The 23,852-nt window shown below is 44.8% G+C and carries 22 protein-coding genes and 1 tRNA gene; 11 read left to right on the forward strand and 12 right to left on the reverse strand.

Annotated elements, in window-relative coordinates:
- Positions 1-13: 13 nt before the first annotated feature.
- From MZHIL_RS08100 to MZHIL_RS08125, 7 genes are all read right to left on the reverse strand, one after another.
- Positions 14-1,450 carry a TrkH family potassium uptake protein gene (locus tag MZHIL_RS08100; protein ID WP_013898885.1) on the reverse strand — a complete coding sequence of 479 codons (1,437 nt, stop codon included), beginning with the start codon at positions 1,448-1,450 and terminating at the stop codon, positions 14-16.
- Positions 1,451-1,464: 14 nt separating this feature from the next.
- The gene (gene trkA / locus MZHIL_RS08105) at positions 1,465-2,808 is read right to left on the reverse strand and encodes a Trk system potassium transporter TrkA (RefSeq protein WP_013898886.1); all 1,344 of its coding nucleotides are present in this window, start codon (positions 2,806-2,808) and stop codon (positions 1,465-1,467) included.
- Positions 2,809-3,051: 243 nt separating this feature from the next.
- Positions 3,052-4,215: a molecular chaperone DnaJ gene (gene dnaJ, locus MZHIL_RS08110; RefSeq protein ID WP_013898887.1), complete on the reverse strand. Its 1,164-nt coding sequence runs from the start codon at positions 4,213-4,215 to the stop codon at positions 3,052-3,054.
- Positions 4,216-4,301: 86 nt separating this feature from the next.
- Complete coding sequence (gene dnaK / locus MZHIL_RS08115; RefSeq protein ID WP_013898888.1) at positions 4,302-6,164, reverse strand: molecular chaperone DnaK; 1,863 nt, start codon at positions 6,162-6,164, stop codon at positions 4,302-4,304.
- Between the two features lie 100 nt (positions 6,165-6,264).
- Positions 6,265-6,822, reverse strand: coding sequence for a nucleotide exchange factor GrpE (gene grpE / locus MZHIL_RS08120; RefSeq protein WP_013898889.1), 558 nt, complete (start codon positions 6,820-6,822; stop codon positions 6,265-6,267).
- Positions 6,819-6,968: a hypothetical protein gene (locus MZHIL_RS10580; protein WP_157209659.1), complete on the reverse strand. Its 150-nt coding sequence runs from the start codon at positions 6,966-6,968 to the stop codon at positions 6,819-6,821. The genes grpE and MZHIL_RS10580 overlap by 4 nt, the downstream gene beginning before the upstream one ends.
- A gap of 14 nt (positions 6,969-6,982) precedes the next feature.
- Positions 6,983-7,393: a hypothetical protein gene (locus tag MZHIL_RS08125; protein WP_013898890.1), complete on the reverse strand. Its 411-nt coding sequence runs from the start codon at positions 7,391-7,393 to the stop codon at positions 6,983-6,985.
- A 115-nt stretch (positions 7,394-7,508) separates the two neighbouring features.
- Between MZHIL_RS08125 and MZHIL_RS08130 the strand changes: the two genes are divergently transcribed.
- The 8 genes from MZHIL_RS08130 to MZHIL_RS10230 all read left to right on the forward strand — a co-directional run bounded on the left by MZHIL_RS08130 (position 7,509) and on the right by MZHIL_RS10230 (position 12,867).
- Positions 7,509-8,420: an ATP-grasp domain-containing protein gene (locus MZHIL_RS08130; RefSeq protein ID WP_013898891.1), complete on the forward strand. Its 912-nt coding sequence runs from the start codon at positions 7,509-7,511 to the stop codon at positions 8,418-8,420.
- Positions 8,417-9,403 (forward strand): hydantoinase/oxoprolinase family protein, encoded by a 987-nt coding sequence (locus MZHIL_RS08135; RefSeq protein WP_013898892.1) that lies wholly within the window; start codon positions 8,417-8,419, stop codon positions 9,401-9,403. The genes MZHIL_RS08130 and MZHIL_RS08135 overlap by 4 nt, the downstream gene beginning before the upstream one ends.
- A gap of 3 nt (positions 9,404-9,406) precedes the next feature.
- Positions 9,407-10,048, forward strand: coding sequence for an amino acid kinase family protein (locus tag MZHIL_RS08140; RefSeq protein ID WP_013898893.1), 642 nt, complete (start codon positions 9,407-9,409; stop codon positions 10,046-10,048).
- A 168-nt stretch (positions 10,049-10,216) separates the two neighbouring features.
- Entirely contained in the window at positions 10,217-10,387 is a 171-nt protein-coding gene (locus tag MZHIL_RS08145; protein WP_013898894.1) for an HVO_2753 family zinc finger protein, read from the forward strand.
- A gap of 14 nt (positions 10,388-10,401) precedes the next feature.
- Positions 10,402-10,671: an elongation factor 1-beta gene (locus MZHIL_RS08150; protein WP_013898895.1), complete on the forward strand. Its 270-nt coding sequence runs from the start codon at positions 10,402-10,404 to the stop codon at positions 10,669-10,671.
- Between the two features lie 62 nt (positions 10,672-10,733).
- Positions 10,734-10,805 (forward strand) — tRNA-Ala (locus tag MZHIL_RS08155).
- A gap of 175 nt (positions 10,806-10,980) precedes the next feature.
- Positions 10,981-11,226, forward strand: a complete 246-nt coding sequence (locus tag MZHIL_RS08160; protein ID WP_013898896.1) for a hypothetical protein — start codon at positions 10,981-10,983, stop codon at positions 11,224-11,226.
- A 12-nt stretch (positions 11,227-11,238) separates the two neighbouring features.
- Positions 11,239-12,867: a sensor histidine kinase gene (locus MZHIL_RS10230; protein WP_245527536.1), complete on the forward strand. Its 1,629-nt coding sequence runs from the start codon at positions 11,239-11,241 to the stop codon at positions 12,865-12,867.
- Positions 12,868-12,966: 99 nt separating this feature from the next.
- Here the strand turns inward: MZHIL_RS10230 and MZHIL_RS08170 are convergent, their stop codons facing one another.
- Complete coding sequence (locus MZHIL_RS08170; RefSeq protein ID WP_013898898.1) at positions 12,967-13,428, reverse strand: pyridoxamine 5'-phosphate oxidase family protein; 462 nt, start codon at positions 13,426-13,428, stop codon at positions 12,967-12,969.
- Positions 13,429-13,503: 75 nt separating this feature from the next.
- Between MZHIL_RS08170 and MZHIL_RS08175 the strand changes: the two genes are divergently transcribed.
- From MZHIL_RS08175 to MZHIL_RS08185, 3 genes are all read left to right on the forward strand, one after another.
- Positions 13,504-14,478 (forward strand): YbgA family protein, encoded by a 975-nt coding sequence (locus MZHIL_RS08175; RefSeq protein WP_013898899.1) that lies wholly within the window; start codon positions 13,504-13,506, stop codon positions 14,476-14,478.
- 53 nt (positions 14,479-14,531) lie between these two features.
- On the forward strand, positions 14,532-18,176 hold the full coding sequence (locus MZHIL_RS08180) for a hydantoinase B/oxoprolinase family protein (protein ID WP_013898900.1): 3,645 nt from the start codon (positions 14,532-14,534) through the stop codon (positions 18,174-18,176).
- A 75-nt stretch (positions 18,177-18,251) separates the two neighbouring features.
- On the forward strand, positions 18,252-19,598 hold the full coding sequence (locus tag MZHIL_RS08185) for an MATE family efflux transporter (protein ID WP_013898901.1): 1,347 nt from the start codon (positions 18,252-18,254) through the stop codon (positions 19,596-19,598).
- Here MZHIL_RS08185 and thiI read toward each other — a convergent pair.
- The 4 genes from thiI to MZHIL_RS08205 are packed head-to-tail and all read right to left on the reverse strand — an operon-like array spanning position 19,595 to position 23,834.
- Positions 19,595-20,770: a tRNA uracil 4-sulfurtransferase ThiI gene (thiI, locus tag MZHIL_RS08190; protein WP_013898902.1), complete on the reverse strand. Its 1,176-nt coding sequence runs from the start codon at positions 20,768-20,770 to the stop codon at positions 19,595-19,597. The two genes, MZHIL_RS08185 and thiI, sit on opposite strands and share 4 nt — an antisense overlap.
- A gap of 50 nt (positions 20,771-20,820) precedes the next feature.
- Positions 20,821-22,812: an FAD-dependent oxidoreductase gene (locus MZHIL_RS08195; RefSeq protein WP_013898903.1), complete on the reverse strand. Its 1,992-nt coding sequence runs from the start codon at positions 22,810-22,812 to the stop codon at positions 20,821-20,823.
- A gap of 16 nt (positions 22,813-22,828) precedes the next feature.
- Positions 22,829-23,521 carry an SDR family NAD(P)-dependent oxidoreductase gene (locus MZHIL_RS08200; protein ID WP_013898904.1) on the reverse strand — a complete coding sequence of 231 codons (693 nt, stop codon included), beginning with the start codon at positions 23,519-23,521 and terminating at the stop codon, positions 22,829-22,831.
- Positions 23,522-23,543: 22 nt separating this feature from the next.
- The gene (locus tag MZHIL_RS08205; RefSeq protein WP_048815557.1) at positions 23,544-23,834 is read right to left on the reverse strand and encodes an acylphosphatase; all 291 of its coding nucleotides are present in this window, start codon (positions 23,832-23,834) and stop codon (positions 23,544-23,546) included.
- Positions 23,835-23,852 lie beyond the last annotated feature (18 nt).

Consider the following 23,852-nt stretch of genomic DNA (forward strand, 5'->3'; position numbering starts at 1 on the left):
ATCCATCTACAATTTACCTGTTCTTCCAGAATTCTGGAGTTAGCAGTACCAGTACTGTGAATATTTCAAGTCTTCCAATCCACATGTTGAGTGTGAGAATTAATTTTCCTGCAGAAGGTACTGAACCGTATCCTTCCATGGGTCCCACCATACCAAGTCCTGGCCCCACATTACCCAGTGTTGCTACAGAAGCACTGATCGCAGATAATATGTCCAGGCCCATCAGTGCCATTAGAATGGATCCTATCACAAATATCAGGAAATAGATTACAATAAAGGCCATTATTGACTGAATTACATTCTCGGTAACTGTAGCTTCGTTGAATCTCAGTGGCTTCACCGCTCTTGGATGGATCGTTTTGAACAGTTCTCTTCTTGCATATTTTGATAGGAGAAGAATGCGCACCATCTTTATACCACCTGCTGTGGATCCTGCAGATCCTCCAAAGAACATGAGCACAAGAAGTACCATCCGGGCCGAATCTGACCACTGGTTAAAGTCCATTGATGCATAGCCTGTAGTTGTGGTGATGGATATTGACTGGAATGCGGCATACCTGAGAGAATCTGTCAGAGAACCTCCAAAATCCCTCCAGAGCAAAACGGTGAGAAGAACAGTTGCAGCCAGCAGGATAAAGGCATAGAACCTGAACTCCTCGTCCCTTACCAGACTCTTTGAGTTAACAAAGACTGTCCTGTAGTAGAGAGCAAAGTGTACACCACCTATGAACATAAAGACTATGATGATCCATTCTGCCAGAGGATTCTGGAATGCACCGATGCTTTCAGAATAAGGAGAAAAGCCTGCACATGCAATGGTTGTGAACATATGCGTGACTGAATCATAAGGAGAAAGACCTGCAAGCATCAAAAGTCCAACCAGTACCACTGAGAAAACTATGTATATCATCCAGAAAACCCTGGCAGTATCCCTGATACGGGGTTTGATCTTATCTTCACCGGGACCGGGTAGCTCTGCCTTGAAAAGTTCACGACCACCTACCCCAAGTTTTGGAAGAATGGCAATAAACAGAAGAATGATACCCATTCCTCCCAGCCACTGGGTCATGTTCCTCCAGAACAGGAGACTCTTTGGATACTGCTCGATTTCAGTGAGAATACTTGCTCCTGTTGCAGTTATTCCTGACATGGATTCAAACAGGGCATCTACCGGGGATATGCCTGAAAGGATATAGGGAATTGTTCCAAATACAGCTGCTGAGAGCCATGTGAGTGCAACAATGGCAAAGCTTTCCCTTATGTGCCATTCCTCTGCTGACCTGAATTTCAGGAACAGAAAAAGACCTGTACCTGAAGTTAGCACGATAGCAACCAAAAATGGTTCCAGTGGTTCCTGATAGTGGATAGCCAGGACAAGAGGTATAATCATGAAAAATCCCATATACCCAAGAAGGCGTCCCATTACATTCAGAACAACACGAAAATCCATTTTCGTACCAGCCTTTATTTGAACATACGTTTAAGGTCATCCAGTGCAGACTGAAGGGAAAACATCACCACACGGTCTCCGGGTCTTACCTTATAGTCTCCACTTGGAACAATAGTCTCATTTCCTCTTACCACCATACTCACAATTGAACCCTGTGGAAAATCAATTTTCTTCAGAGTTTTTCCTGCAACCTTAGATCTATCAGTTATGGTATACTCCACAACCTCAGCCTTCTCGCCTTCCAGGGTGGTAATGGACTGCATGCTGGTACCCATTGTAAGTTTGAACACTTCCTTTATGGTAGCACCCCTTGGGCTTACTGCACTGTCCACACCCACCATCTCAAATAGGGAAACATATTCCGGTTTATCAACCCTTGCAATAACTTTCTTTACACCAAACTGTTTGGCGATCAGGGCACATAGCAGATTCTTCTCATCACTGTTGGTAACAGCGATCACCACATCCATATCCTCAATGTTTTCATCCTGGAGCATCTCAACATCAGTACCATCACTGTTGAGAACAAGGGTATGGGGGAGTTTTACTGCAATATCATCACATCTCTGCCTATCCTTTTCAACTATCTTGATATCGAAATTGGACATGTGGATCATGTTAGCAAGATAGAACCCTACCACACCTCCACCGATGATCATTATCTTGTTCCTTTTGCGGATCGTTTCTCCAAACAGTGAGCGTATGTTTTCCATGGATTCGGATTTACCTATCAGTACCACATGATCATTTTTCATGATGTGGTCATCACCGTGGGGAATGATTACCTGATTTTTTCTAAAAATGGCACTTACTATGCAGTCATCACCCAGGTCAATGTCAACGAGCTTTTTGTTGACCATTTCATTATCCTCATGAGCCACGAACTCCAGCATCTCAACCTTGCCCTCTGCAAAGAATTCAATATCAATAGCAGATGGTATGGATAGAACTTCAGCAACCTCTGAAGCAAGTGTAAGTTCAGGACAGATCATCACATCAATGCCAATGGGTGTACGTTTTGCAACCGGCTGATCGATATAATCAGGATTACTGACCCTTGCAACTGTTTTCAGATCATCTGCGCTTCCTGTCGAGCCGGCAATGAGTTTGGATGCCATGCATGCAACAATATTTACCTCATCACTGCCTGTCACTGCAACAAGTAACTCAGCGTCATTTAGAACATCACCCAGCACAGAAGCATTTGCACCGTTTGACTGTATCACCTGGATGTCAAGACCTCTGGCCCTGTCACAGGCCTCTTCGTCCTTATCGATAATGACAATATCATTATTTATGTAAAGGGATTTGGCTATATGGTATCCAACCTCTCCTGCACCAACAATTACTATCTTCATTAGAAAACCTCAGATAATATTTAGAAGCAATTTAAATTGTCTGAACATTGAAAATTAATTATTTGATACGATCATCCATATAGAGCAGGTTATTGTTAAACTTTATTCTAAAAAAAAAGAAAGATAGGCCATTAACAGGCTGTGCTTAGATGCCTGTAAAACACATCTGCTGGCCTGCACGAAATAATGCGTATTCAGGAATATTGTGGAGCTGAATGATCTGAGATTACCGGCTGCAAATTCTCAGAAAACATCCTTTACCTTATCGAAAATATTTCGAGCTCCTTTATGGGAATGGTCCTTTCCTTTAGCTTCCTTCTGTTCAGGAGTTTTGCTCTCTTCGAATTGTCTTAACAATTCCTTCTGATCCTCGGTAAGGTCTGTAGGTGTGCGTACAATTACCCGCACATGCTGGTCACCTTCGCCGCGTCCCTGTAAGCGGGGCATACCCTTACCCTTGAGCCTGAACAATGCATGTGTCTGAGTTCCTGCAGGTATGTTCATCTTGACCTTTCCGTGCAGTGTCGGTACCATTATCGATGCTCCAAGGGCAGCCTGGGTAAATGATATAGGAGCCTCGTAGACAATATCATCACCAACTCTCTCAAAGGTATCATGGGGCTCAACGTGTATGAAAACGTAGAGGTCGCCGGGTGGTGCTCCAGGATCACCGGGTTCACCTTCACCTCTTACCATCAGTCTCATACCGGTATCTGCTCCCTTTGGAACCTTTACCGATATCTTGCGCACACGTTTTACCTTTCCACTACCTCTGCACTCACTGCAGGGTGTATCAATTATACGACCCTCCCCACCGCATTCCCTGCATGGTGTGGTTGTCATAAACCTGCCAAAGGGAGTATTGCGGGCATGGGTAACCTGACCCCTGCCCTGACATACAGAACAGGTCTTTGGCTGGGTTCCAGGCTTTGCACCGCTTCCGCCGCAGGTCTCACAGTTTTCCATTCTGGGAACATTGATGGTTTTACTGGTACCTGTGGCTGCTTCCTCAAGAGTTATTGAAAGGTCATACCTGAGATCCGAGCCTCTGGCCGGGCCACGTCTTCTTCTGGAATGTCCTCCTCCAAAGAACATATCGAAGATATCACCAAGTCCTCCCATCTCACCAAAGATATCACCAAAGTCAGCGTTCCTGAAAATATCCTCTTCACTATAGCGCCCATCAATTCCGGCATGTCCGAATCTGTCATACTGAGCCCTTTTTTCAGGGTCTGACAGCACTGCATAGGCCTCAGAAATTTCCTTGAACTTATCCTCTGCATCAGCTTCCTTGTTCCTGTCAGGATGGTACTTCATTGCAAGTTTCCTGTAGGTCTTCTTGATCTCTTCTGCTGATGCGTCCTTTGATACTCCAAGTATTTCGTAATAATCACGTGCTGTTGTCATAAAAAGATCCCTGCCGGAATGAATATGGGTACTGTCTGATCTAACAGTACCCTTCTTTGTTCTATTTTTATTTTATTGTTGTGCAATTATTTCTTATCCTCATCCACAACTTCATAATCTGCATCAACCACATCTTCATCTGGCTGGGATTCTGAACCTGCGGTTTCTGCACCTCCCTCCTGCTGTTGCTGCTGGGCTGCAGCTTCCTGAGCTTTCTGGTACATTGCACTGGAAACCTCATATACTGCATTCTGGAGGGATTCGGTCTTCTTCTTGATCTCTTCGATATCATCGCCTTCAAGGGCCTTTCTGAGTTCAGATATTTCAGACTCTACCCTGGATTTCTGATCATCGGTAGCAATATCTTCAGCTTCCTTTATTGTCCTTTCAGCAGAGTTTATCAGGGATTCAGCAGTGTTGCGGGTCTCAACCGCTTCCTTACGCTGTCGATCCTCTTCGGCATGCTCTTCAGCATCCCGGACCATCTGCTCAATCTCCTCATCTGAAAGGCCTCCTGGCTTGTCAATGGAGATCGATTGCTGCTTGCCGGTTCCCAGGTCCTTTGCACTCACATGCAGGATACCATTGGAATCTATATCAAAGGTAACCTCGACCTGCGGTACTCCCCTTGGTGCAGGAGGAATTCCTTCCAGGGTAAAGCGTCCCAGTGTCTTGTTGGCAGAGGCTATACCTCGCTCACCCTGCAGAACATGTATCTCCACAGAGGTCTGGTTATCGGCTGCTGTAGAGAATATCTGGCTCTTCTTTGTGGGTATGGTGGTATTGCGCTCGATCAGTGGTGTTGCAACATCACCAAGGGTCTCAATACCAAGTGTCAGTGGAATTACATCCAGAAGCAATACATCCTTCATCTCACCTGCCAGAACTCCGGCCTGTATTGCTGCACCCATTGCAACGGCCTCATCTGGATTGATATTCTTGTAAGGTTCCTTGCCAATGAATTTCTTTACGGTCTCATAGACTGCAGGCATTCTGGTTGAACCACCGATCAGAAGCACCTTGTCAATATCCTTTGGAGTAAGTTTTGCATCACTTAGGGACTGGCGCATTGAATGAAGTGTCTTCTCTATCAGATCCTCGGTCATCTTCTCGAACTGGGTCCTTGTTATATCAATATCAATGTGTTTTGGCTGGCCGTTTGAGTCTGCTGTGACAAACGGAAGATTGATGTTGGTGGTTGTAACCCCTGAGAGCTCGATCTTTGCCTTTTCTGCAGCATCGGTTATTCTCTGGAGTGCAGACCTGTCTTTTGAAAGATCGATACCTTCTTCCTTTTTGAATTCAGAGACAACATAGTCCACTATCTTCTGGTCGAAATCGTCTCCTCCAAGTTTGGTATCACCACTGGTTGAGAGCACCTCGAATACACCATCGCCCAGCTCCAGGACGGATACATCAAAGGTACCTCCTCCAAGATCATAGACCAGTATCTTCTGATCACCTTCAGACTTATCAAGACCATATGCAAGGGATGCTGCAGTTGGTTCATTGATTATTCTCTTAACTTCAAAGCCTGCAATCTTTCCTGCATCCTTTGTTGCCTGGCGCTGTGAATCGTCAAAATAGGCAGGTACCGTGATCACAGCTTCATCGATTGTTTCCCCGAGATAGGACTCTGCATCCTCTTTCATTTTCCTGAGTATCATTGCAGAGATCTCCTGGGGAGTATAATCCTTGTCCCGCAGGGTAACCTTATAATCAGCTTTTCCTATGTGCCTTTTGATAGAATATACGGTGTTCTCGGGATTTGCAATGAGCTGGCGTTTTGCAACCTGTCCCACCAGCTTTTCACCCTTCTTTGAAAAGCCAACAACTGAAGGAGTTGTCCTTCCACCCTCTGCATTGGGTATAACTGTTGGTTTTCCGCCTTCAATAACTGCCATACATGAATTGGTTGTACCAAGATCAATTCCTAATATTTTTCCCATATGTAATCTCCTCACTTATTTTTTATAAATAGAGTAAATATCAATCCTTAGTAGATATAGTGTTCTTTAGATCCAAAATCCGTACTTACTAAATCTGTGCTTACTGTTCCTTTTCCTGTTCTTCATCAGCCTTTGCAATGGAGACCAGAGCAGGGCGTATTACCTTTGAGTTGAGCATATATCCCGGCCTGCATTCATCCACAACTGTATTCTCAGGAAGGTCACTGGCCGGAACCTGCATGATAGCCTCATGCACTCTTGGATCAAATTCTTCTCTTTCACATTTGATCCTCTCAAGCCCGTTCTTTTCCAGAATATTGTACAGCTGCCTGTATACCATCTCCACACCCTTAATCATTGAATCCGGGTCCTTTGACTCTTCTGCAGATCTGAGTGCCCTTTCAAAGTTATCAACCACTTCCAGCAGTTCAAGCATCAGATTCTCTATGGCATAGTTGCGGTATTCTTCCTTTTCACGCAGACTGCGTTTCCTGAAGTTCTCAAATTCCGCTCCAAGTCTCATGAATCTGTCGCGAAGCTCCTGAAGTTCGGATTCCATCTTCTTAAACTCCTCAATATCAACAGAATCTGTACCGGAAACATTTCCCTCTTCAGGTTCCAGACTGTTGTTCTTTTTTTCTGAATTACCGCTGTTCAATGTTTATCCCTGCCTGTAACAAGTACTGTCTTCCTGATGTACATTATATGAAACAGTTCGATGTTGGCATGGATTGTTTGCAATTCTATAAATAGTTTTCGTTGAAGCCTGCAGAAAGCAATAAAACCCCGGCCAAAAAAAAGCATTCAGTATCTGCAGTTCATGCAAAATGCTCCTGCATCTTGCAGGACAGCATTTTGATGAGCAGCATACTGGCGATCATGCATACTGCCAGTGCAGATATGATCTGTTCCCATCCAATGGCCTGAATCCCGCCCTCAGCAGCAAACCGGATACCACCGAAAAAAGAAACGCTTGCAAAGGTAAGGGCAACTGACGCAATGAATCCTCCTACCAGTGATCCTACCTGATCAGCACCCCTGTTCTCAAAGAACACGGATCCGGTGATAAAGACCACTGCAAATATCAGCAGTATCAGAGGAAGGGGCATGGGACTTATACTATTTGACATCATAAACATTATTCCCAGTGCCACACCGATCATGAAAACAGCCATGACTGTAGATGCAGCTATTGCCTGTACAAAGGGATTCTCTGATAAAAAATTCATATTCATCCTCCTCAATCAAAATAATCCAACCTGATAATATATATTTATTGTTACTATGAGAGTGTCGTCCTGCTGATGGAAATACTAATATTTTATTAAGATATTGCTACCCACAATGAGAATAGTTCTGGCAGAGTACGCTACCGGCACATGCATAAATTCAGGAATACTTGCAGAGGGACGCGCCATACTGAGAACACTTGCAGCCAGTTTTGAAAGGACAGGACATGAGGTAGTATATCCTTCAGCTGGCAGTGTTATTGGATACGGAACTTCAGTGCAATCTGATGAAGAGACTTTTTCCAGGGTAATTGAAAGGGAGGCAAAGAGATCGGACCTGGGTCTTGTGATCGCACCGGATCATATACTGCCATACTTCACATCCATAATCGAAGATAACACTGTCAACCTTGGATGCACTCCGGAATCTGTTCAGATATGTGCAGACAAACTCAGATGTTCACATATACTTGAAAAAAACAGAATCAGCACTCCACCACTGCTCAGCAGACCTGATGGAGGACTGTGTGTTACAAAACCCAGGTACGGATGTGCCAGTGAAAATACAGGAATCTGTTCTGATTTCAGACTCAGTGATGATCTGATCGCCATGCGCTACATTGAAGGTGAGCATATGAGTGCCAGTTTTATTGCAGGCCAGGGCATACTCCCGCTCTCGATAAATCTGCAGTTGATGAAGATGAATACCGGCGCAGACAGCTGCAGTATTGAGTACAATGGATGCATAACGCCTTACAATACTCCATTATCAGATACCCTGTTCTCTATTGCAGCATCCGTTTCCTCCATTCTTGGGTGCAGGGGATATACAGGGATAGATTTTGTTGTAGCTGACAGGCCATATGTTGTTGATATCAATCCCAGGCCTACGACATCACTTGTTGGTATATGCCAGGTAATGGAAGAGGAGATCGCAGACCTGCTGCTTAAAAATATTGACAAAGAGTTACCTGAAAAGGTTAATCTGACAGGAAGGTACTCGTTTACCAAAGAGGATATCAGATGAATATAATAGGAATAGATATCGGTGGTGCAAATACCAAGATAGCTTCAGCCAATGGAGAACTGGTTGAAATACATTATATGCCCATGTGGAAGGGAAACGGACTTGATGATTTGCTCAGGGTGATTGCAAAAAGGATCAGGCCTGATATGGTCTCTGCGGTAATGACAGGAGAACTTGCAGACTGCTTTGAGAGCAAAAAAGAAGGTATCAGGTTCATAGCAGACCACATAGAAGAAGCATTCGACTGTCCTGTTCACTACATAAACCAGTCCGGTTATTTTGCACCCCTTGAGGATATCCCATCATTTGCAGCTGCCAACTGGGCAGCCTCCTCCAGGATGATAGCCCTGGAAAAGGGAGACTGTGTGTTTGTTGATATGGGAAGTACAACCACGGACATTATACCTGTTCTCAGTGGCCGCCATATGGCAGAAAATACTGATTTTAAGAGACTGCGTGCAAAACAGCTTGTATACACCGGCATACTCCGAACAAATATTGCAGCGCTGCTACCGTCTGTCATGCTCAGCTCAGGAGAATGTCTCACATCCTCAGAACTCTTTGCCACATCAGCTGATGCCTATATGCTGCTGGGGGACATTGACAGACATACTTACATTTCACAGACTGCTGATTGTGCTGGAAAGGACAGGATCAACTGTATGAGAAGGATCGCCAGGGTCGTGTGTGCAGACCTTACCGAAATATCTGAATCCGGGATAATGTCAATTGCAGGACAGGTGAAGGAGAAACAGAAATCCATCATTGGAGATGCAGTTGAAGAGGTTGCAGAGAAGTACGGGCTGAATAAGGTGATCTGTGCCGGTATTGGTGAGTTTCTGGTCTCTGAGGTCTGTCGGGAAAGGGGACTGGAATATGAACCTGCATCCAGGGTATGGGGCAGTGAGGTCTCAGGAGCATTTCCTGCCTATTCTGCTGCCAGACTGCTGGAAATGAAATATAATGAAAATAGCGAGAGATAACAGATGGTATCAGTAATCAAGCTTGGAGGCAGCCTTATGGAAAAGGCTGCTGAAATCACAGACCATCTTGCAGATGAGTTTGGTGATGAAAAAATATTGATAGTACCAGGTGGAGGCATGTTTGCAGACAGCATCCGTGACGTATCCGGTAAATATTCCCTTGGCCAGGAATCTTCCCACTGGATGGCGATCCTTGCAATGGAACAGTATGCTTACTACCTTATCGATAAAACCGATATAAACTATACAGAATCACTCCATAATATATCAGAGGGGGTATCTGTCCTCCTGCCCTATATTGCAGTCAGAAAACTTGAGCAGAACGAACAGAAACCTGAACTTCCCCATACCTGGGATGTGACATCTGATTCCATTGCGGGGTGGATATCCTATATTCTTGGATGCAGGGAATTTATTAAAGCTACTTCAGTTGACGGAATATATATCAGAGACCGCAAGGTTCCTGAAATAACTGTATCTGATCTAAAGTCGCTTGAATCCAGCTGCACTGATAATTATCTTCCGACCTTTATTGAAAAAACAGGTACCAGCTGTATTGTGGTCAACGGGAACCATCCTGAAAGGATCTCTGCTGCCATAAAGGGAACTGAATTTGAGGGGACGGTTATAAGGGGAAGGATCTGAAAGGTTGCAGGCCAGTGTCAGGTCCATCCTTTCGCAATCTTTAAATTGGATATTGAGAATGTACTCACACCACTGAATATTTATATAGTGAATCAAATTAAACCTGAACCTGACCGAGGCTGGTTTTTGATATCTTAATCTTATAAACATAAAACACAGGAGAATATTATGGCAAAAGCAGAGGTTAAATACTGTACATCATGCGCAGTCAGTCTTGCAGACAGAGGGTTTGTAAGATTTCCATGCCCATCCTGCGGGAAAGAGCTTGGAAGATGCGTGGACTGCAGACAGCAGAGCAATGAATATTACTGTCCTTCATGCAATTTCAGAGGACCATAAAAAGAGGTAATAACATGGGAAAAGTAGCAGCAACAATCAAGATCATGCCGGAAGACGTTGAAACTGACCTCAATGAACTCAGAGAGAATATCAAGGCTGCAGTGCCGGAAGGTGCAGAGTTTTATACATCTGAAGAAAAGCCCATAGCCTTTGGAATTAAAGCCCTGATGGTAGTTGTAATGGTAGGAGACCTTGAAGGCGGTACCGAGACCGTTGAAGAGGCATTCAGTAAAGTGCCAGGTGTTGAAAGCGTACAGGTAGTTGAGGTAGGCCGACCTATCTAAAACTCTTCTTTCTTTTTTTAAATCTCAACTTTTTTATAAATTTTTTTTAAGCGGTTATTCCAGGGCCTGTAGATCAGGGGAAGATCGTCACGTTCGCAACGTGAAGGCCGCGGGTTCAAATCCCGCCGGGTCCAGTCAGTCAAATCTGTGAAGTTAATTTTCTTTTATCAAAAACTATAAATTAAATGTTTTCTCAGATATTATGGTGGTAGTGTATTGGTAGGTAGTAGTGTACCATTGAGACACAGTTGTAAGTATCGGTACTATCAATAATCAATACCAAATGAATTTTAACCGGGGGTTGTGCAGATGGTTCAGGAACTCAGGCCGCTCTCACTGGGGTATGCAGCGGCAATAGTATCAGCAATTGGAATGCTTATACTTGCAATATTTGGAAATCTGGGGATTTATACTGATGCAGTTGAGATGATGCAACAGTGGCATATGTTCTTTTCTTTGACTCCTGCTGGAATAATAGCAGGTATGATTGAAGCTGCGATCATTTCATTTGTGATCCTATACTTATTCGCTGTATTCTACAACAGGTTAGCCTGATTTAAGGAATATATGATGAAACCTGAAAAAGAAAATAAAGGAGAGCCTGCATCCAGAAAAATTGGGAACATGAATAAACCAGCGCATTTATCTAAACCACGCCGGTATGCGTTACTGGGCTCAATGCTGGTATTTATAGTTCTGATTCTGGTCTGGTGGCAGGCAGGAATCTGGTATGAGGATCAATTACTTGATGAACTGGAAGCACAGGAAATAGCTAGCCTTACTTTACATGGAAAGGCCCTATCTGGAGCCATTGAACACCGCTTATATATTCTTGAAGGATTAGCTGCATTTGTTTTGTTTAATCCATCAGAGGATGCTCTGGAACAGAATTTTGAGGGGTTTGCTTCCAATCTGTATTCCGGTACAGAGGGAGTTCTTTATTTCACCGTGGCACCAGCAGGTGTTCAGCAATATATTTACCCGGATGCTTATGAAAATATTCTGAAAAATAGCTTGACTGATGATCATAAATTACAGTCTGATATACAGAGAGCTATTCAAACAGAACAGGTAATACTTAGCGGTCCCCACGGTATGCAGGAAAATAATCTGAGCATGGTTGCGATAAGAGCAATTTATATAGATAATACCCTGTGGGGATTTGCAACCATGGGCTTTGATGTACCATTTATATTTAGTGAGGCTGGACTTGATCTGCCAGACCATCCCAACATTGCAATTCGAGATGCTGAGGGACATGTGTTCTACGGGGACGAAGCCATATTTGAACGCAATCCTGTTGTGCAGCCTATTGAGATTGCAAATAACTACTGGGAACTGGCAGTGTTGCCAGAAGAAGGACACGCCACAATTGAGGATAGAGTCCTCATTTTTAGAGGAACAGGTTTAATTATTATCCTTCTATTGACCCTGTTAGCATACCTGACCATAAATCGTCAAACACGTCTCTCTCTTGAAGTCAGAGAGCGTACAGAAGAATTATCTAAGGTAAATAAAGAAATAATGGCCGCCAATGAAATGAAGGATCTTTTTACAGATATTATGCGCCACGATTTGTTAAACCCTGCAAATATAATCAGAGGCTATACCGATGTTCTGCTCAATATGGAAGATGAAGATAAAAAGGTTAAGTCTCTGGAAACTATCAAGCGTAACAACGAAAAATTAATTAATATGATTGAAAGTGCAGCCAGATTCTCAAAACTGGAAAGTGTTGAAGAAATTGAATTTGAAAAATTGGATATTGTCTCCGTTTTTAGAGAAGTGATAGATAATTTCAGACCACAGATTGAAGAAAAGCAGATGAGCATTGAATTTAAACCTTCCGGAAAATACCTTACTCTGGCAAATCCAGTGATTGAAGAAGTATTTGCTAACCTATTATCCAATGCCATCAAATACAGTCCAGATGAAGAAAAGATAATCATTGACATTAGGGATTATGGAGAAAAATGGAAAGTAAGCATTACAGATTTTGGTGTCGGGATTCCAGATGAAGATAAGCCCAAATTATTTGAAAGGTTTAAAAGGGTGGATAAAAGCGGTGTAAAAGGAACAGGTCTTGGTCTTGCCATTGTGAAAAGAATAATTGACCTGCATGATGGAAAAGTGGGTGTGGAAGACAATCCTGCAGGAAAGGGGAGTGTTTTCTGGGTTACCCTGAACAAAGCTTGAACATTAAAAAACATATTAGAATCTTATACGAGATAAATACTCAGAAAATGGATATACCTTATTTAAACATCTTTACCGGATCCACCATATCCACATACTTCAATCTGACATTGCAAGTTCACTGACTTTTGAGAAGTTACTTACCACTATATACTTATCAATATCTGCTCTCAGGAGAACCGTTGTATTGGAATCTACAAAATCCCTTAATTGGGGATGCTTTCCTAAAAATATACCCTTGAACCTATCCATTTCCTGTTCATTGATCCATTCAACATGTCCGGTTGCAGTAATTGCCACCGCACTGGAAAGATCGCTATCCGCATTTTTCCTGCTATCTATCAGAAACGATATACTGGGATTTTTAGAAATATTGGAATATTTTCTTGTATTTGTGTCAGTGGAAAAAAGAATGTATCTCAGGTCATCGGTAACTGCAAATGCTACCAGACTTAGATAGGGGATGTCAGAGCTTGAGGTTGCAAGGCCTGCAAGGGACTGGCTTTCAAGAACTTCCCTGATCCTGGATATCAGATGTGTCTTTTTCGGATCATAATTCATGGTATCATCTGTTCTGGTCTTAATAAAGCTTTATCTAGTCCCTGAACAATATTAAACTATTGTGGGGTCAGAGATATGAAGAACTTTCCAGTACCAACCGTGCTTGTCAGCAGATGCCTTGAATTCGATAGTGTCAGATATGATGCAAAGACCATACCTTCCAGGATTGTGAAAGACCTTGAACCCTATGTTAATTACATAAAGGTCTGTCCAGAGGTTGAAATAGGGCTCGGAGTCCCACGTGATCCGATACGCATCGTTAAATCTGCAGGAGAGTACAGGCTGATCCAGCCGGCAACAGGCAGGGATGTAACTGAAGAGATGGACAGCTTTACCGATCAGTTCATTTCCCGGTTACCTGAGGTGGACGGGTTCATATTCAAATCCGGGTCACCCACCATCGGTATCAGGAACATAAAGGTATACTCAGGTGTAAAAGATGCACCGGTTATTGAAAAATCCAGTGGTTTCTTTGCCAGGAAAATCCTGACAAGGTACAGTGGCTACCCGATCGAGGAAGATGACAGGCTGAGAAATAACAGAATCCGGCACGATTTCCTGACAAGTCTGTTCACACTTGCAGGTTTTAGAGAGGTCAGGGAGAAGGAGTCTGCCAGGGAACTGGCCAGGTTCCATAAAGAAAATCACTATCTTTTCCTGATGTACAGCCCGCAATATTTCAATGAGATGGAAAAGATCATCCAGAAACTGAATGATAAACCAGTTCTGCACCTGCTGGACACCTATGAGGCAGTTCTTAGAAAAATATTTACCATTCACCCTGGTCCGGATTCATATATCAGGATTGCAGGATCCATCTTTTCAGGCTTTTCCAATAAAGTGCCTGCAGATGAGGTCAGGTATTTTGAAAGGATACTGGACAGATATTCCCGCAACCTGCTGGGACTGGATGGTCTTCTTGAGATACTGAAACTGTATATACTCGGATATGATAGAACAGGAGCTGAAAATGACGGCTTATTTTCTCCCTATCCAGAACAGCTGCAGACAGTCATAGATGAGAACAGGGACAGAAATTACTGGAAATGATCAGGTCTCAGGTTGTTTAGCTGGCCATCAACAGATCACAGAATATTTGATATATGACCACAGATCTTGTTGAAATGAGCATGACTACCGGTAAATGGCAATTCTGGATAGATCGCGGAGGCACCTTTACTGATATTGTTGCAGAAAATCCTGAAGGACAGCTGATCACACATAAACTCCTCTCATGCAACCCTGAACAGTACAGTGATTCCTCAATCCAGGGTATCAGAGATATCCTGGGCTGTGATCCGGATCAGGAAATTCCTTCTGGAATAATAGAAACCATCAGAATGGGTACAACCATCGGCACCAATGCACTTCTGGAAAGGAAGGGAGAGAGAACAGTACTTGTAACTACCAGGGGTTTCAGGGACCTGCTGGAAATCGGGTACCAGAACAGACCTGACATTTTTGCACTCAATATCCTCAAAACAGATCAGCTGTATGAAAGGGTGATTGAGGTTGATGAAAGATATGATGCCAGTGGCAGGAAAATACACAGGCCAAATATAGAATCACTTAAAAGGAAACTCGAAGATGCATTCAGTTCAGGGATAAGAGCAGTTGCTGTTGCACTGATGCATGCATACAGGTACCCTGATCATGAAATTGAGATTGCAGAGATTGCCAGAGAAACAGGATTTACCCAGATATCACTGTCCCACAGGGTCAGCCCTCTTATCAGGATCATCAACCGTGCCGAGACTGCCGTGGTTGATGCTTATCTCTCACCTGTACTTAGAAGATATACTGAGAATATCAGCACTGTACTGGGAACCAGCAGTAATGATGGAACACGCCTTATGTTCATGCAATCCAATGGCGGACTTGTGGATGCCAGATCATTTCAGGGTAAGGACTGTATCCTCTCAGGGCCTGCAGGAGGAATTGTGGGAGCAGTCCAGACCTCGCGGATTGCAGGTTTTGACAGGATCATCAGTTTTGATATGGGAGGAACATCCACAGATGTTGCACATTACAGGGGAGAATATGAAAGAAGTTTTGATAACATGATCGCAGGCATTCATCTCCAGTCACCGATGATGAAGATACATACCATAGCAGCTGGAGGGGGCTCAGTCCTTCATTTTGATGGTGAACGTATGAAGGTGGGCCCTGATTCTGCAGGATCAAACCCGGGTCCTGCCTGCTATCGCATGGGTGGTCCGCTTACAGTCACAGACTGCAATGTCATGCTGGGCAGAATCCAGGCAGACCATTTTCCCCATGTGTTCGGGCCGGAAGGCAACATGCCACTGGATGAGGAGACAGTACATGATACGTTCAGCAGGCTTGCACAGGAGGTAACAGCTTCCACAGGCAGGAAATATACACCAGAGGAGGTGGCAGAAGGTTTTCTGGATGTGGCTGTTGAGAACATGGCAAATGCCATCAAGAAGATCTCGCTGCAGAAGGGATATGATGTGAAAGAATATACCCTGTGCTGTTTTGGAGGTGCAGGGGGCCAGCATGCATGCAGGGTTGCAGATACTCTAGGTATTGATACTATATTCATTCATCCGTATGCAGGAGTTCTTTCAGCCTATGGAATCGGGCTGGCAGACCAGAGAGAGATACTGGAGCAGGCAATTGAAAAAAAACTAAGGGAAGATGTGGTTGAAGAGGTAAGGGATATACTGTCCGATCTTGAGAAAGAGGGTAAAAACCGGCTTGTCCAGCAGAATGTCATGCAGGATAACATAATATCTGTTGCCAGGATGCATATCAGGTACAGTGGTTCAGATACCAACCTGCAGATCGAACTTGAGGATGGTATGGATCAGCAGTCCATAGCATCCGCCTTTAACAGAAAACACAGGCAGATCTTCGGGTTCATGGACCCTGAAAGAACACCTGTTATTGAGGCTGTATCAATGGAGGTGATAGGTACCACTGAAAGAATAGCTGAAAGGGTTCATGAGACACATGAGAATGTGGAGTGCATACCCGCCAGAAAGATCAGGACCTATTTTTACGGACAGTACCATGATACACCGATATTCCTGCGAAATGATCTAAGACCCGGGTGCAGAATACAGGGACCTTCAGTGATCATAGAGGATACATCAACCATAGTGATAGAGCCTGGATGGGAGGGTGAGATCACACAGCACAATCATATTATCCTCAGGCGGGTAATGCCCCGATTTTGTGACAATATTGCAGATACTTCAGCCGACCCTGTAATGCTTGAGATATTCAATAACAGATTCATGTCCATTGCCGAGCAGATGGGATACACTCTCCAGAACACTTCACATTCTGTCAATATCAAGGAACGGCGGGACTTTTCATGTGCACTGTTTGACAGAGATGGAAACCTGATAGCAAATGCTCCACACATTCCTGTGCATATAGGATCAATGAGCGAATCTGTCAGATCACTTATCAGAAACGTGCCTGATATGGAAGATGGAGATACCTATCTGATAAACTCTCCCTATCAGGGAGGTACTCATCTTCCTGATATCACTGTAATTACTCCTGTATTTGATAGCAGGAATGAGAGATATGCATATGTGGCTTCCAGAGGTCATCATGCAGATATCGGGGGAAAGACTCCAGGTTCTATGCCACATGATAGCAGGAACATACATGAAGAAGGTGTCCTGACCAGCGGTCTCAGGATTGTCCGGAAGAGGCATTTCGATGGTGAAAGGGTGCTTCAATGGCTGGGCTCAGGTCCCTATCCTGCAAGAAAACCATTGCAGAACATGGCAGATATCAGGGCACAGATAGCTGCAAACGAAAAGGGGATTATTGAATTCCGGAAGCTGGTTGAGCAGTATTCAGAGGAGGTCATTTCATCCTATATGAAGCATGTACAGGACAATGCAGAAAATGAAGTGCGAAAGGTCATAGATGTTCTGGGCAACGGATCATATTCATACAGGATGGATGATGGAAGTATCATCAGTGTAAGGATAACAATAGATAGAACCAGAGGATGTGCATGCATTGATTTTACAGGAACTTCTGTCCAGTCTCCAGGAAATTTCAATGCACCGGCATCGGTATGCAGGGCAGCTGTACTGTATGTGTTCAGAACCCTGGTACAATCAGATATACCATTAAATGATGGGTGTCTCAGACCACTTGAGATAATAATTCCTGAAGGCTCCATACTGGATCCTGAATATCCGGCAGCTGTGGTTGCAGGAAATGTGGAGACCTCACAGTGTATAGTTGATACACTCTTTGCAGCTCTGGATATTATGGCACCCTCCCAGGGAACCATGAACAATTTCACCTTTGGCAATGATTCATATCAGTATTATGAGACCATCTGCGGCGGTGCTGGGGCAGGGCCGGGGTTTGATGGAGCAGATGCAGTCCATACCCATATGACAAATTCCCGGATAACAGATCCTGAGGTCATGGAAATAAGATACCCTGTCATGCTGGAAGAGTTCTCCATCAGGAAGAACAGCGGTGGCCAGGGAAAGTACAGGGGAGGGAATGGAACAGTCAGAAAGGTCCGGTTTTTTGAAAAAATGAACGCAACCATACTCTCAGGTCACAGAAAATACCCGCCTTCCGGGCTCAGGGGAGCAGGACCTGGAAAATGCGGAGTAAACCGGGTAATTCGAAGGGACGGGAAGGTGATCGAGATTGGAGGAAGTGGAAGTGTTCTGGTAGAACAGGGAGATCTGTTCCTGATAGAGACTCCCGGTGGAGGCGGATATGGAGAGAAATGAACCCCCGGTGTTGCAGGAATCAGATTATATTACAGCAGATCGATCAGGTATCTAAAAGTATTCAGGCTGGAGAGTATGGACAGAACCGAGATGCTGGGGCAGGAGAATGTAAAAACCCTTATTATCAGGCTTGCCACCCCTGCAATTATAGGACTGATGGTGCAGGCCATATACAATCTGGTGGATACAATATTTATTGGAAGGGGTCTTGGAGAGGACAGTGTCCTGGGTATTGCAGGAATATCTGTTGCCTTTCCTGTCCAGATGCTGATGATGGCCATTGCACTTGGTGTGGGTATAGGGGGAGCCTCGGTGATCTCAAGGTCACTGGGTTCTGGAAGACGGGAGTATGCAGAGAGAACTGTGGGAAACATGGTGACCATGATACTCTTCTCCAGTCTGGTCTTCACAGCCCTTGCAATCTATTATATTGAGCCAATCCTCACACTTTTTGGAGCATCTGAGACTGTACTGCCCTTTGCCACGGATTACACATATTATATCCTGCTTGGAACGGTCTTTTTTACATTTTCTGCTGCAATGAGCAATGCCATAAGGGCTGAAGGGAATACCATATTTGCCATGATGATACTGGTTGTGTCCAGTGTTGCCAACATTATCCTCAACCCCCTGTTCATCTTTGAGCTTGGTATGGGAATTAAGGGTGCAGCAATTGCCACTGTGATCTCACAGATCATCGGTACCCTGATGGTACTCTATTACTATTTCTCTGGAAGGGCTGAAGTACCATTCTATTTCAGTAATCTGGCACCACATACTGGAATTATCAAAGAGTCAAGCTATATAGGAACCTCGGAGTCAATGTTTAATGTGGTGGAAAGCCTGCTGTTTCTTCTGTTCAACCAGAGCCTGCTACATTACGGCGGTGATCTGGGTATTGCAGTGTTTGGAATCGTGATCAAGGTATTCATGCTGACACTGATGCCGATCATAGGCCTCAAGCAGGCAATCCAGCCCATATTCGGATACAACTACGGAGCCACAAATTACCTGCGTATCAGGCAGACAATGACCATTGCCACTTATATGGCAACTGCCCTGTGTTTCCTGAGCATGATTATTGTGTTCCTGATACCCGAACAGATCATAGGACTGTTCAGCAATGATCCTGATCTGATAGAAATGGGTGTACCTGCAATCATCATTTGTTATCTCATGATGCCGTTTATAGGAGTACAGATAATTGCAACAGCACTGCTCCAATCCCTTGGAAAGTCACTGGAATCCCTTGTCCTGATACTCTCAAGACAGGTCATCTTCCTGCCACCCCTGGTCCTGCTGCTGCCACTGCAGTTTGGATTGACAGGAATATGGATTGCATTTCCCCTCTCAGACCTGCTTGCATTTGTGGTGGCACTGTTCATGATGCGAAGGGAATCAAAGAAAATGGAAATACTTTAAGGTGAATCCGGAGACATTATCCTTGCATTCTCAACTGAACTTTTTACCAGATCTTCTATTCCTGCCCTTTCCTCTTCTGCAACCAGTGCATCAAAGCGTGCGCTTACCTCAGGATATTCAGGTACTGCAGCACAGCAGGTTGCAGGTTTTGTGGAAATGCTGTATGTACCGATCTTTCTTGCCATCTCAATGATATCGTTCTTATCAAGTCCGATCAGTGGATGGTAGACCGGAATTCCCAGGCCATAGATCTCTGCATGCATGTTGGCAGAGGTCTGGGATGCAACCTGGCCCAGTGAGGAACCTGTGATGATACCATGGGCATTTTCCTTTTTCATGATCTCATAGGCCACACGGTACATTGTCCTCTTGCACAGGATACATGTATTCTTCTTACCGCAGTAGGATATGAATGATGCAAGACTTGGGCCATGGGGTACTGAATATGATTTCAGGGGATGACCAGGCGCCCATTTCTGCAATATTTCAATACATTCAGCTGCCCTTTCAAGTGTTGTCTCATCTGCGTATGGAGTGTTGTCAAAATAGGCCGGTATGATCTCCACACCCCTTCTCATCATCATCCATGCAGCCACCGGAGAATCAATACCACCTGAGACCAGTGCAACCATTTTCCCCTGGGTACCCAGTGGCAGTCCTCCCACACCTTTGATGATATCAGTGAAAATATAGGCTTTGCTGTCCCTGACCTCAACAAATATTTCATGATCAGGATTGGTCAGGTCAACTGCAGGTGTGCGGCCCATGTTCTCAAGTGCTTCCCATACAGCATCCCCGCATTTTAGTGCAATGTCGCGGGAGGTGAATTCATGGTTACCTGATCTGCGGGAGCGTATGGCATAGGTCTGGCCTTCCTGGACTTTTTCAGCGTATCCTGCAACTGTTTCTGCAATAATACCCGGATCTGCCTGGATGGTACGGGCAAAGGAGGCAGAGACCACTCCAAACACATCAGATGCAGCCTCTGCAGCTGCCGGGTCATCGGTATGGATGAAAATCCTGCCCCACTGTCTTGAAACACTGCTGTAATCGATCCCGCGGGATTCGAGCATGGCCTTTATGTTTCGTATCAGTATCTTCTCATACCAGTTCCGGGTACCCCTGCTCTTTAGTGCAAGTTCTCCGTAGCGGACTATGACAGTATCGTTCATGGATCCATTCTTTCACAGCATTCTAATTAAAGTTAGCCAATGCGGCCATATCAGCGTATCATGTATCTGATATCAGCACAGACACTGGGATAGGCCCAGGCCATTTCCTTGAGTTCCTGGCGTGTGATGCCCTTTCGCATTGCCATTGAGAAGATATTGATCACCTCTTCTGCCCTGTGGCCAAGTATATGGGCACCAACTATCCTGTCACTTTCCTGATCCACAATGATCTTGGAAGCTGCATACTTTTCATTCACCTGCCTGCTTGAGTACCAGTCTGTTCGGTCATGAGAGATTACCTGATGACCCTTTGTGACCTTTCTGCTGTCAATTCCGGCTGAGGCCAGGGCAGGAATTGTGAAAACTACTGCAGGAATGGCTGTGTAATCAACTGTCTTGCGGTTGCCGCCGGTGATATTGTCTGCCACTGCAAATGCTTCAAGATTGGCTGTGGGGATCAGTTTGGGACCATTCTCATTGCAGTCACCTGCTGCATATACTCCCGGATTGGAGATGCTCTGCATGTATTTGTTCACCACAACTCCTGCAGGACCTGCTTCCACATTACCCTGTGCCAGATCCAGTTCATCAAGTGCTGCAACCCTGCCTGCCCCATGTACCACCAGGTCACATGCATAGACCTTACCAGAATCGGTCCTTACAAGATATCTCTCACCGGTCTTTTCAATTTCTGTTACAGGAGAACGGGTCACAATCTCAATACCAATCTTTTCTGTAGCTTCTACCAGGATATCCACCATATCAGGATCAAATTCCTTGAGAGCCCTGGAGTTTCTCTGAAGTATTACCACCTCTGAACCTGCCCTTGCAGCCACATGGGCAAATTCGAATGAAATATAACCACCGCCAATGAACACGATCTTCTCAGGCAGTGATTCAAGTTCCAGGAACCGGTCACTGCTAATTACGTGTTCCTCACCTTCAATACCCAGTTTAGCAGGCTTTGCACCGGTTGCCAGCACAATGTACCGGGAGTGGACCTTTTTGCCATCGATCTGCAGCAGTGATCTGCCTGCAAAGCGTGCAGTTGCATGATAGGTCCTGATACCCCTTTCACTAAATTTTCTCTCAAACCTTTCAGGTACAGGGTCTGTGAATGTGCGCTTGAACCTCATCAGGGACTGCCAGTCTATACCTATCCCATCAGAACCCTTCAGGCCATTGTCACCCATCTGCCTTGCCTGTTCCATTATCTCCACTGCACCTGTTAGCACCTTCTTGGGATTGCAGCCTCTCTGGGCACAGGTTCCGCCATAGCTGCGGTTATCCACAACTGCCACATCCATTCCTGCGGACCTGCACTTATGTGCCACTGTGGCTCCTGCAGCACCGGTTCCGATTACCACCACATCGTGGTGAATGTCTGCCTGTGTTTCCTCAACCATCTTCTCCCTTTTCTTCCTGAAGGTCTCAAAGATCTCTATGGCTTCATCATCAGGGACATCGTACCAGTTACGATATACCTGCGCCACTGCCCTGAAATCATCAGGGATCTCCAGTACCACATAATCATCTGATTCATTTCTGATCTGCAGGCTTGTCCTGCGTCCTGCCACAGGTACTGCAACAACTATTCTTTCAGGGTTGCGTTTCCTGCACATGCGTATGGCAGCCATCATGGTAGAGCCCATGGCAATCCCGTCATCCACCAGTATAACTGTCCTTGATTTGATATCAGGCAGTGGCTCACCTTTTCTCAGTACCTTGATGCGCCGGTCAATTTCCCTGATCTGCTCCTTCTTTATCCTCTCAATGGTACCCCTGTCAAGCCAGAGTGCAGCATCCTTTATGATATAGGTGGTTCCATCCTCTGCAATGGCTCCAAAACCACCTTCTGTATAATCAGGAAACGGTAGTTTTCTTGAGATCAGGTAGGAGAACTCAGAGTTTAGATATTTTGCCACCTCTGCACCAACCTGGGCACCGCCTTTTGGTATTGTCAGTACCACAGGGTCACTGTTTCTGTATCGGTCAAGTTTTCTTGCTAGCTGTTCTCCTGCATCCTTTCTATCATGAAACATGTATGATCTACTCCTATTAGCGATACATTTCAATAGCCGAACCTGTGGGTATCACGGATTCAGGCAGACACATCTCCATTACCTGATACGCCACGTCTTCTGGTTTGAGGGGTGGCTCATCATCAAACATTGACCGATACATTCCGGTATCCACTCCTCCAGGACACAGTGCATATACTCTTATCTCATCCAGTTCATAGGCAAGTGCCTGTGTGAGTCCTATAACCGCTGCCTTGGATGCACTGTATACTGCAAGTGAAGGAATACCGTGCTTGCCTGCACCTGATGAAATATTGACTATTCTGCCGCTGTTTCTGGGAACCATGTACCTTAGTGCATGCTTTGTGCACAGGTACACACCCTTTACATTGGTATCCATTATTGTGTCATATTCCTGAGTGGTGGTTTCAACAAACGGTTTTCTAACAGCAGTACCTGCACAGTTTACCAGGATATCTATCTTGCCAAAGCGCTCAGCAGTCCGGGTCATGAGATTTTCAACATCCATCTCAGAGTGTACATCTGTCTGCACTGCCAGTGCCCTGCTACCTTTCTGTTTTACCATCTCTGCAGTCTGGCTGATCTCAGCCTCAGTTCTTGCAGCAGCAACAATATCTGCACCCTCATCTGCAAGTGCCAGGCATATGGCACGACCAATACCTCTACCGGCTCCTGTTACAACTGCAACATGACCTTTGAGTCTCATCATGTCCTATCCCTTTTTGTAAAAATCAGCGTCTTATATCAAAATCCCTGAATTCTTCACACTCTGTAACCCAGCGGTAGTTTACTCCCTCAACAGATGCCATTGCAGGTCCTTCGTGTAATCTGTTGAGAAGTTTTTCTATTGATTCAGGATCTCCTCTGGCAACTACCTTTACCCTGCCATCAGCCAGGTTCTTCACATACCCTTTAAGTTCCAGGGAGGTGGCAGTATCCTTTGTAAACTGCCTGAAAAATACCCCCTGCACCCTGCCTGAGACATACGCCTCAATACATGCATCCATTTCTGATGATTGCATGTATAAATATATTAAAAG

The organism is Methanosalsum zhilinae DSM 4017, from assembly GCF_000217995.1.
Classification (GTDB): Archaea; Halobacteriota; Methanosarcinia; order Methanosarcinales; family Methanosarcinaceae; genus Methanosalsum; species Methanosalsum zhilinae.

Coding starts and splice junctions, on each gene's coding strand:
- MZHIL_RS08100 (WP_013898885.1), bottom strand. CDS start 1,450: ATGGATTTTCGTGTTGTTCTGAATGTAATGGGACGCCTTCTTGGGTAT.
- trkA (WP_013898886.1), bottom strand. CDS start 2,808: ATGAAGATAGTAATTGTTGGTGCAGGAGAGGTTGGATACCATATAGCC.
- dnaJ (WP_013898887.1), bottom strand. CDS start 4,215: ATGACAACAGCACGTGATTATTACGAAATACTTGGAGTATCAAAGGAC.
- dnaK (WP_013898888.1), bottom strand. CDS start 6,164: ATGGGAAAAATATTAGGAATTGATCTTGGTACAACCAATTCATGTATG.
- MZHIL_RS10580 (WP_157209659.1), bottom strand. CDS start 6,968: ATGCTTTTTTTTGGCCGGGGTTTTATTGCTTTCTGCAGGCTTCAACGA.
- MZHIL_RS08125 (WP_013898890.1), bottom strand. CDS start 7,393: ATGAATTTTTTATCAGAGAATCCCTTTGTACAGGCAATAGCTGCATCT.
- MZHIL_RS08130 (WP_013898891.1), top strand. CDS start 7,509: ATGAGAATAGTTCTGGCAGAGTACGCTACCGGCACATGCATAAATTCA.
- MZHIL_RS08135 (WP_013898892.1), top strand. CDS start 8,417: ATGAATATAATAGGAATAGATATCGGTGGTGCAAATACCAAGATAGCT.
- MZHIL_RS08140 (WP_013898893.1), top strand. CDS start 9,407: ATGGTATCAGTAATCAAGCTTGGAGGCAGCCTTATGGAAAAGGCTGCT.
- MZHIL_RS08145 (WP_013898894.1), top strand. CDS start 10,217: ATGGCAAAAGCAGAGGTTAAATACTGTACATCATGCGCAGTCAGTCTT.
- MZHIL_RS08150 (WP_013898895.1), top strand. CDS start 10,402: ATGGGAAAAGTAGCAGCAACAATCAAGATCATGCCGGAAGACGTTGAA.
- MZHIL_RS08160 (WP_013898896.1), top strand. CDS start 10,981: ATGGTTCAGGAACTCAGGCCGCTCTCACTGGGGTATGCAGCGGCAATA.
- MZHIL_RS10230 (WP_245527536.1), top strand. CDS start 11,239: ATGATGAAACCTGAAAAAGAAAATAAAGGAGAGCCTGCATCCAGAAAA.
- MZHIL_RS08170 (WP_013898898.1), bottom strand. CDS start 13,428: ATGAATTATGATCCGAAAAAGACACATCTGATATCCAGGATCAGGGAA.
- MZHIL_RS08175 (WP_013898899.1), top strand. CDS start 13,504: ATGAAGAACTTTCCAGTACCAACCGTGCTTGTCAGCAGATGCCTTGAA.
- MZHIL_RS08180 (WP_013898900.1), top strand. CDS start 14,532: ATGACCACAGATCTTGTTGAAATGAGCATGACTACCGGTAAATGGCAA.
- MZHIL_RS08185 (WP_013898901.1), top strand. CDS start 18,252: ATGGACAGAACCGAGATGCTGGGGCAGGAGAATGTAAAAACCCTTATT.
- thiI (WP_013898902.1), bottom strand. CDS start 20,770: ATGAACGATACTGTCATAGTCCGCTACGGAGAACTTGCACTAAAGAGC.
- MZHIL_RS08195 (WP_013898903.1), bottom strand. CDS start 22,812: ATGTTTCATGATAGAAAGGATGCAGGAGAACAGCTAGCAAGAAAACTT.
- MZHIL_RS08200 (WP_013898904.1), bottom strand. CDS start 23,521: ATGATGAGACTCAAAGGTCATGTTGCAGTTGTAACAGGAGCCGGTAGA.
- MZHIL_RS08205 (WP_048815557.1), bottom strand. CDS start 23,834: ATGCAATCATCAGAAATGGATGCATGTATTGAGGCGTATGTCTCAGGC.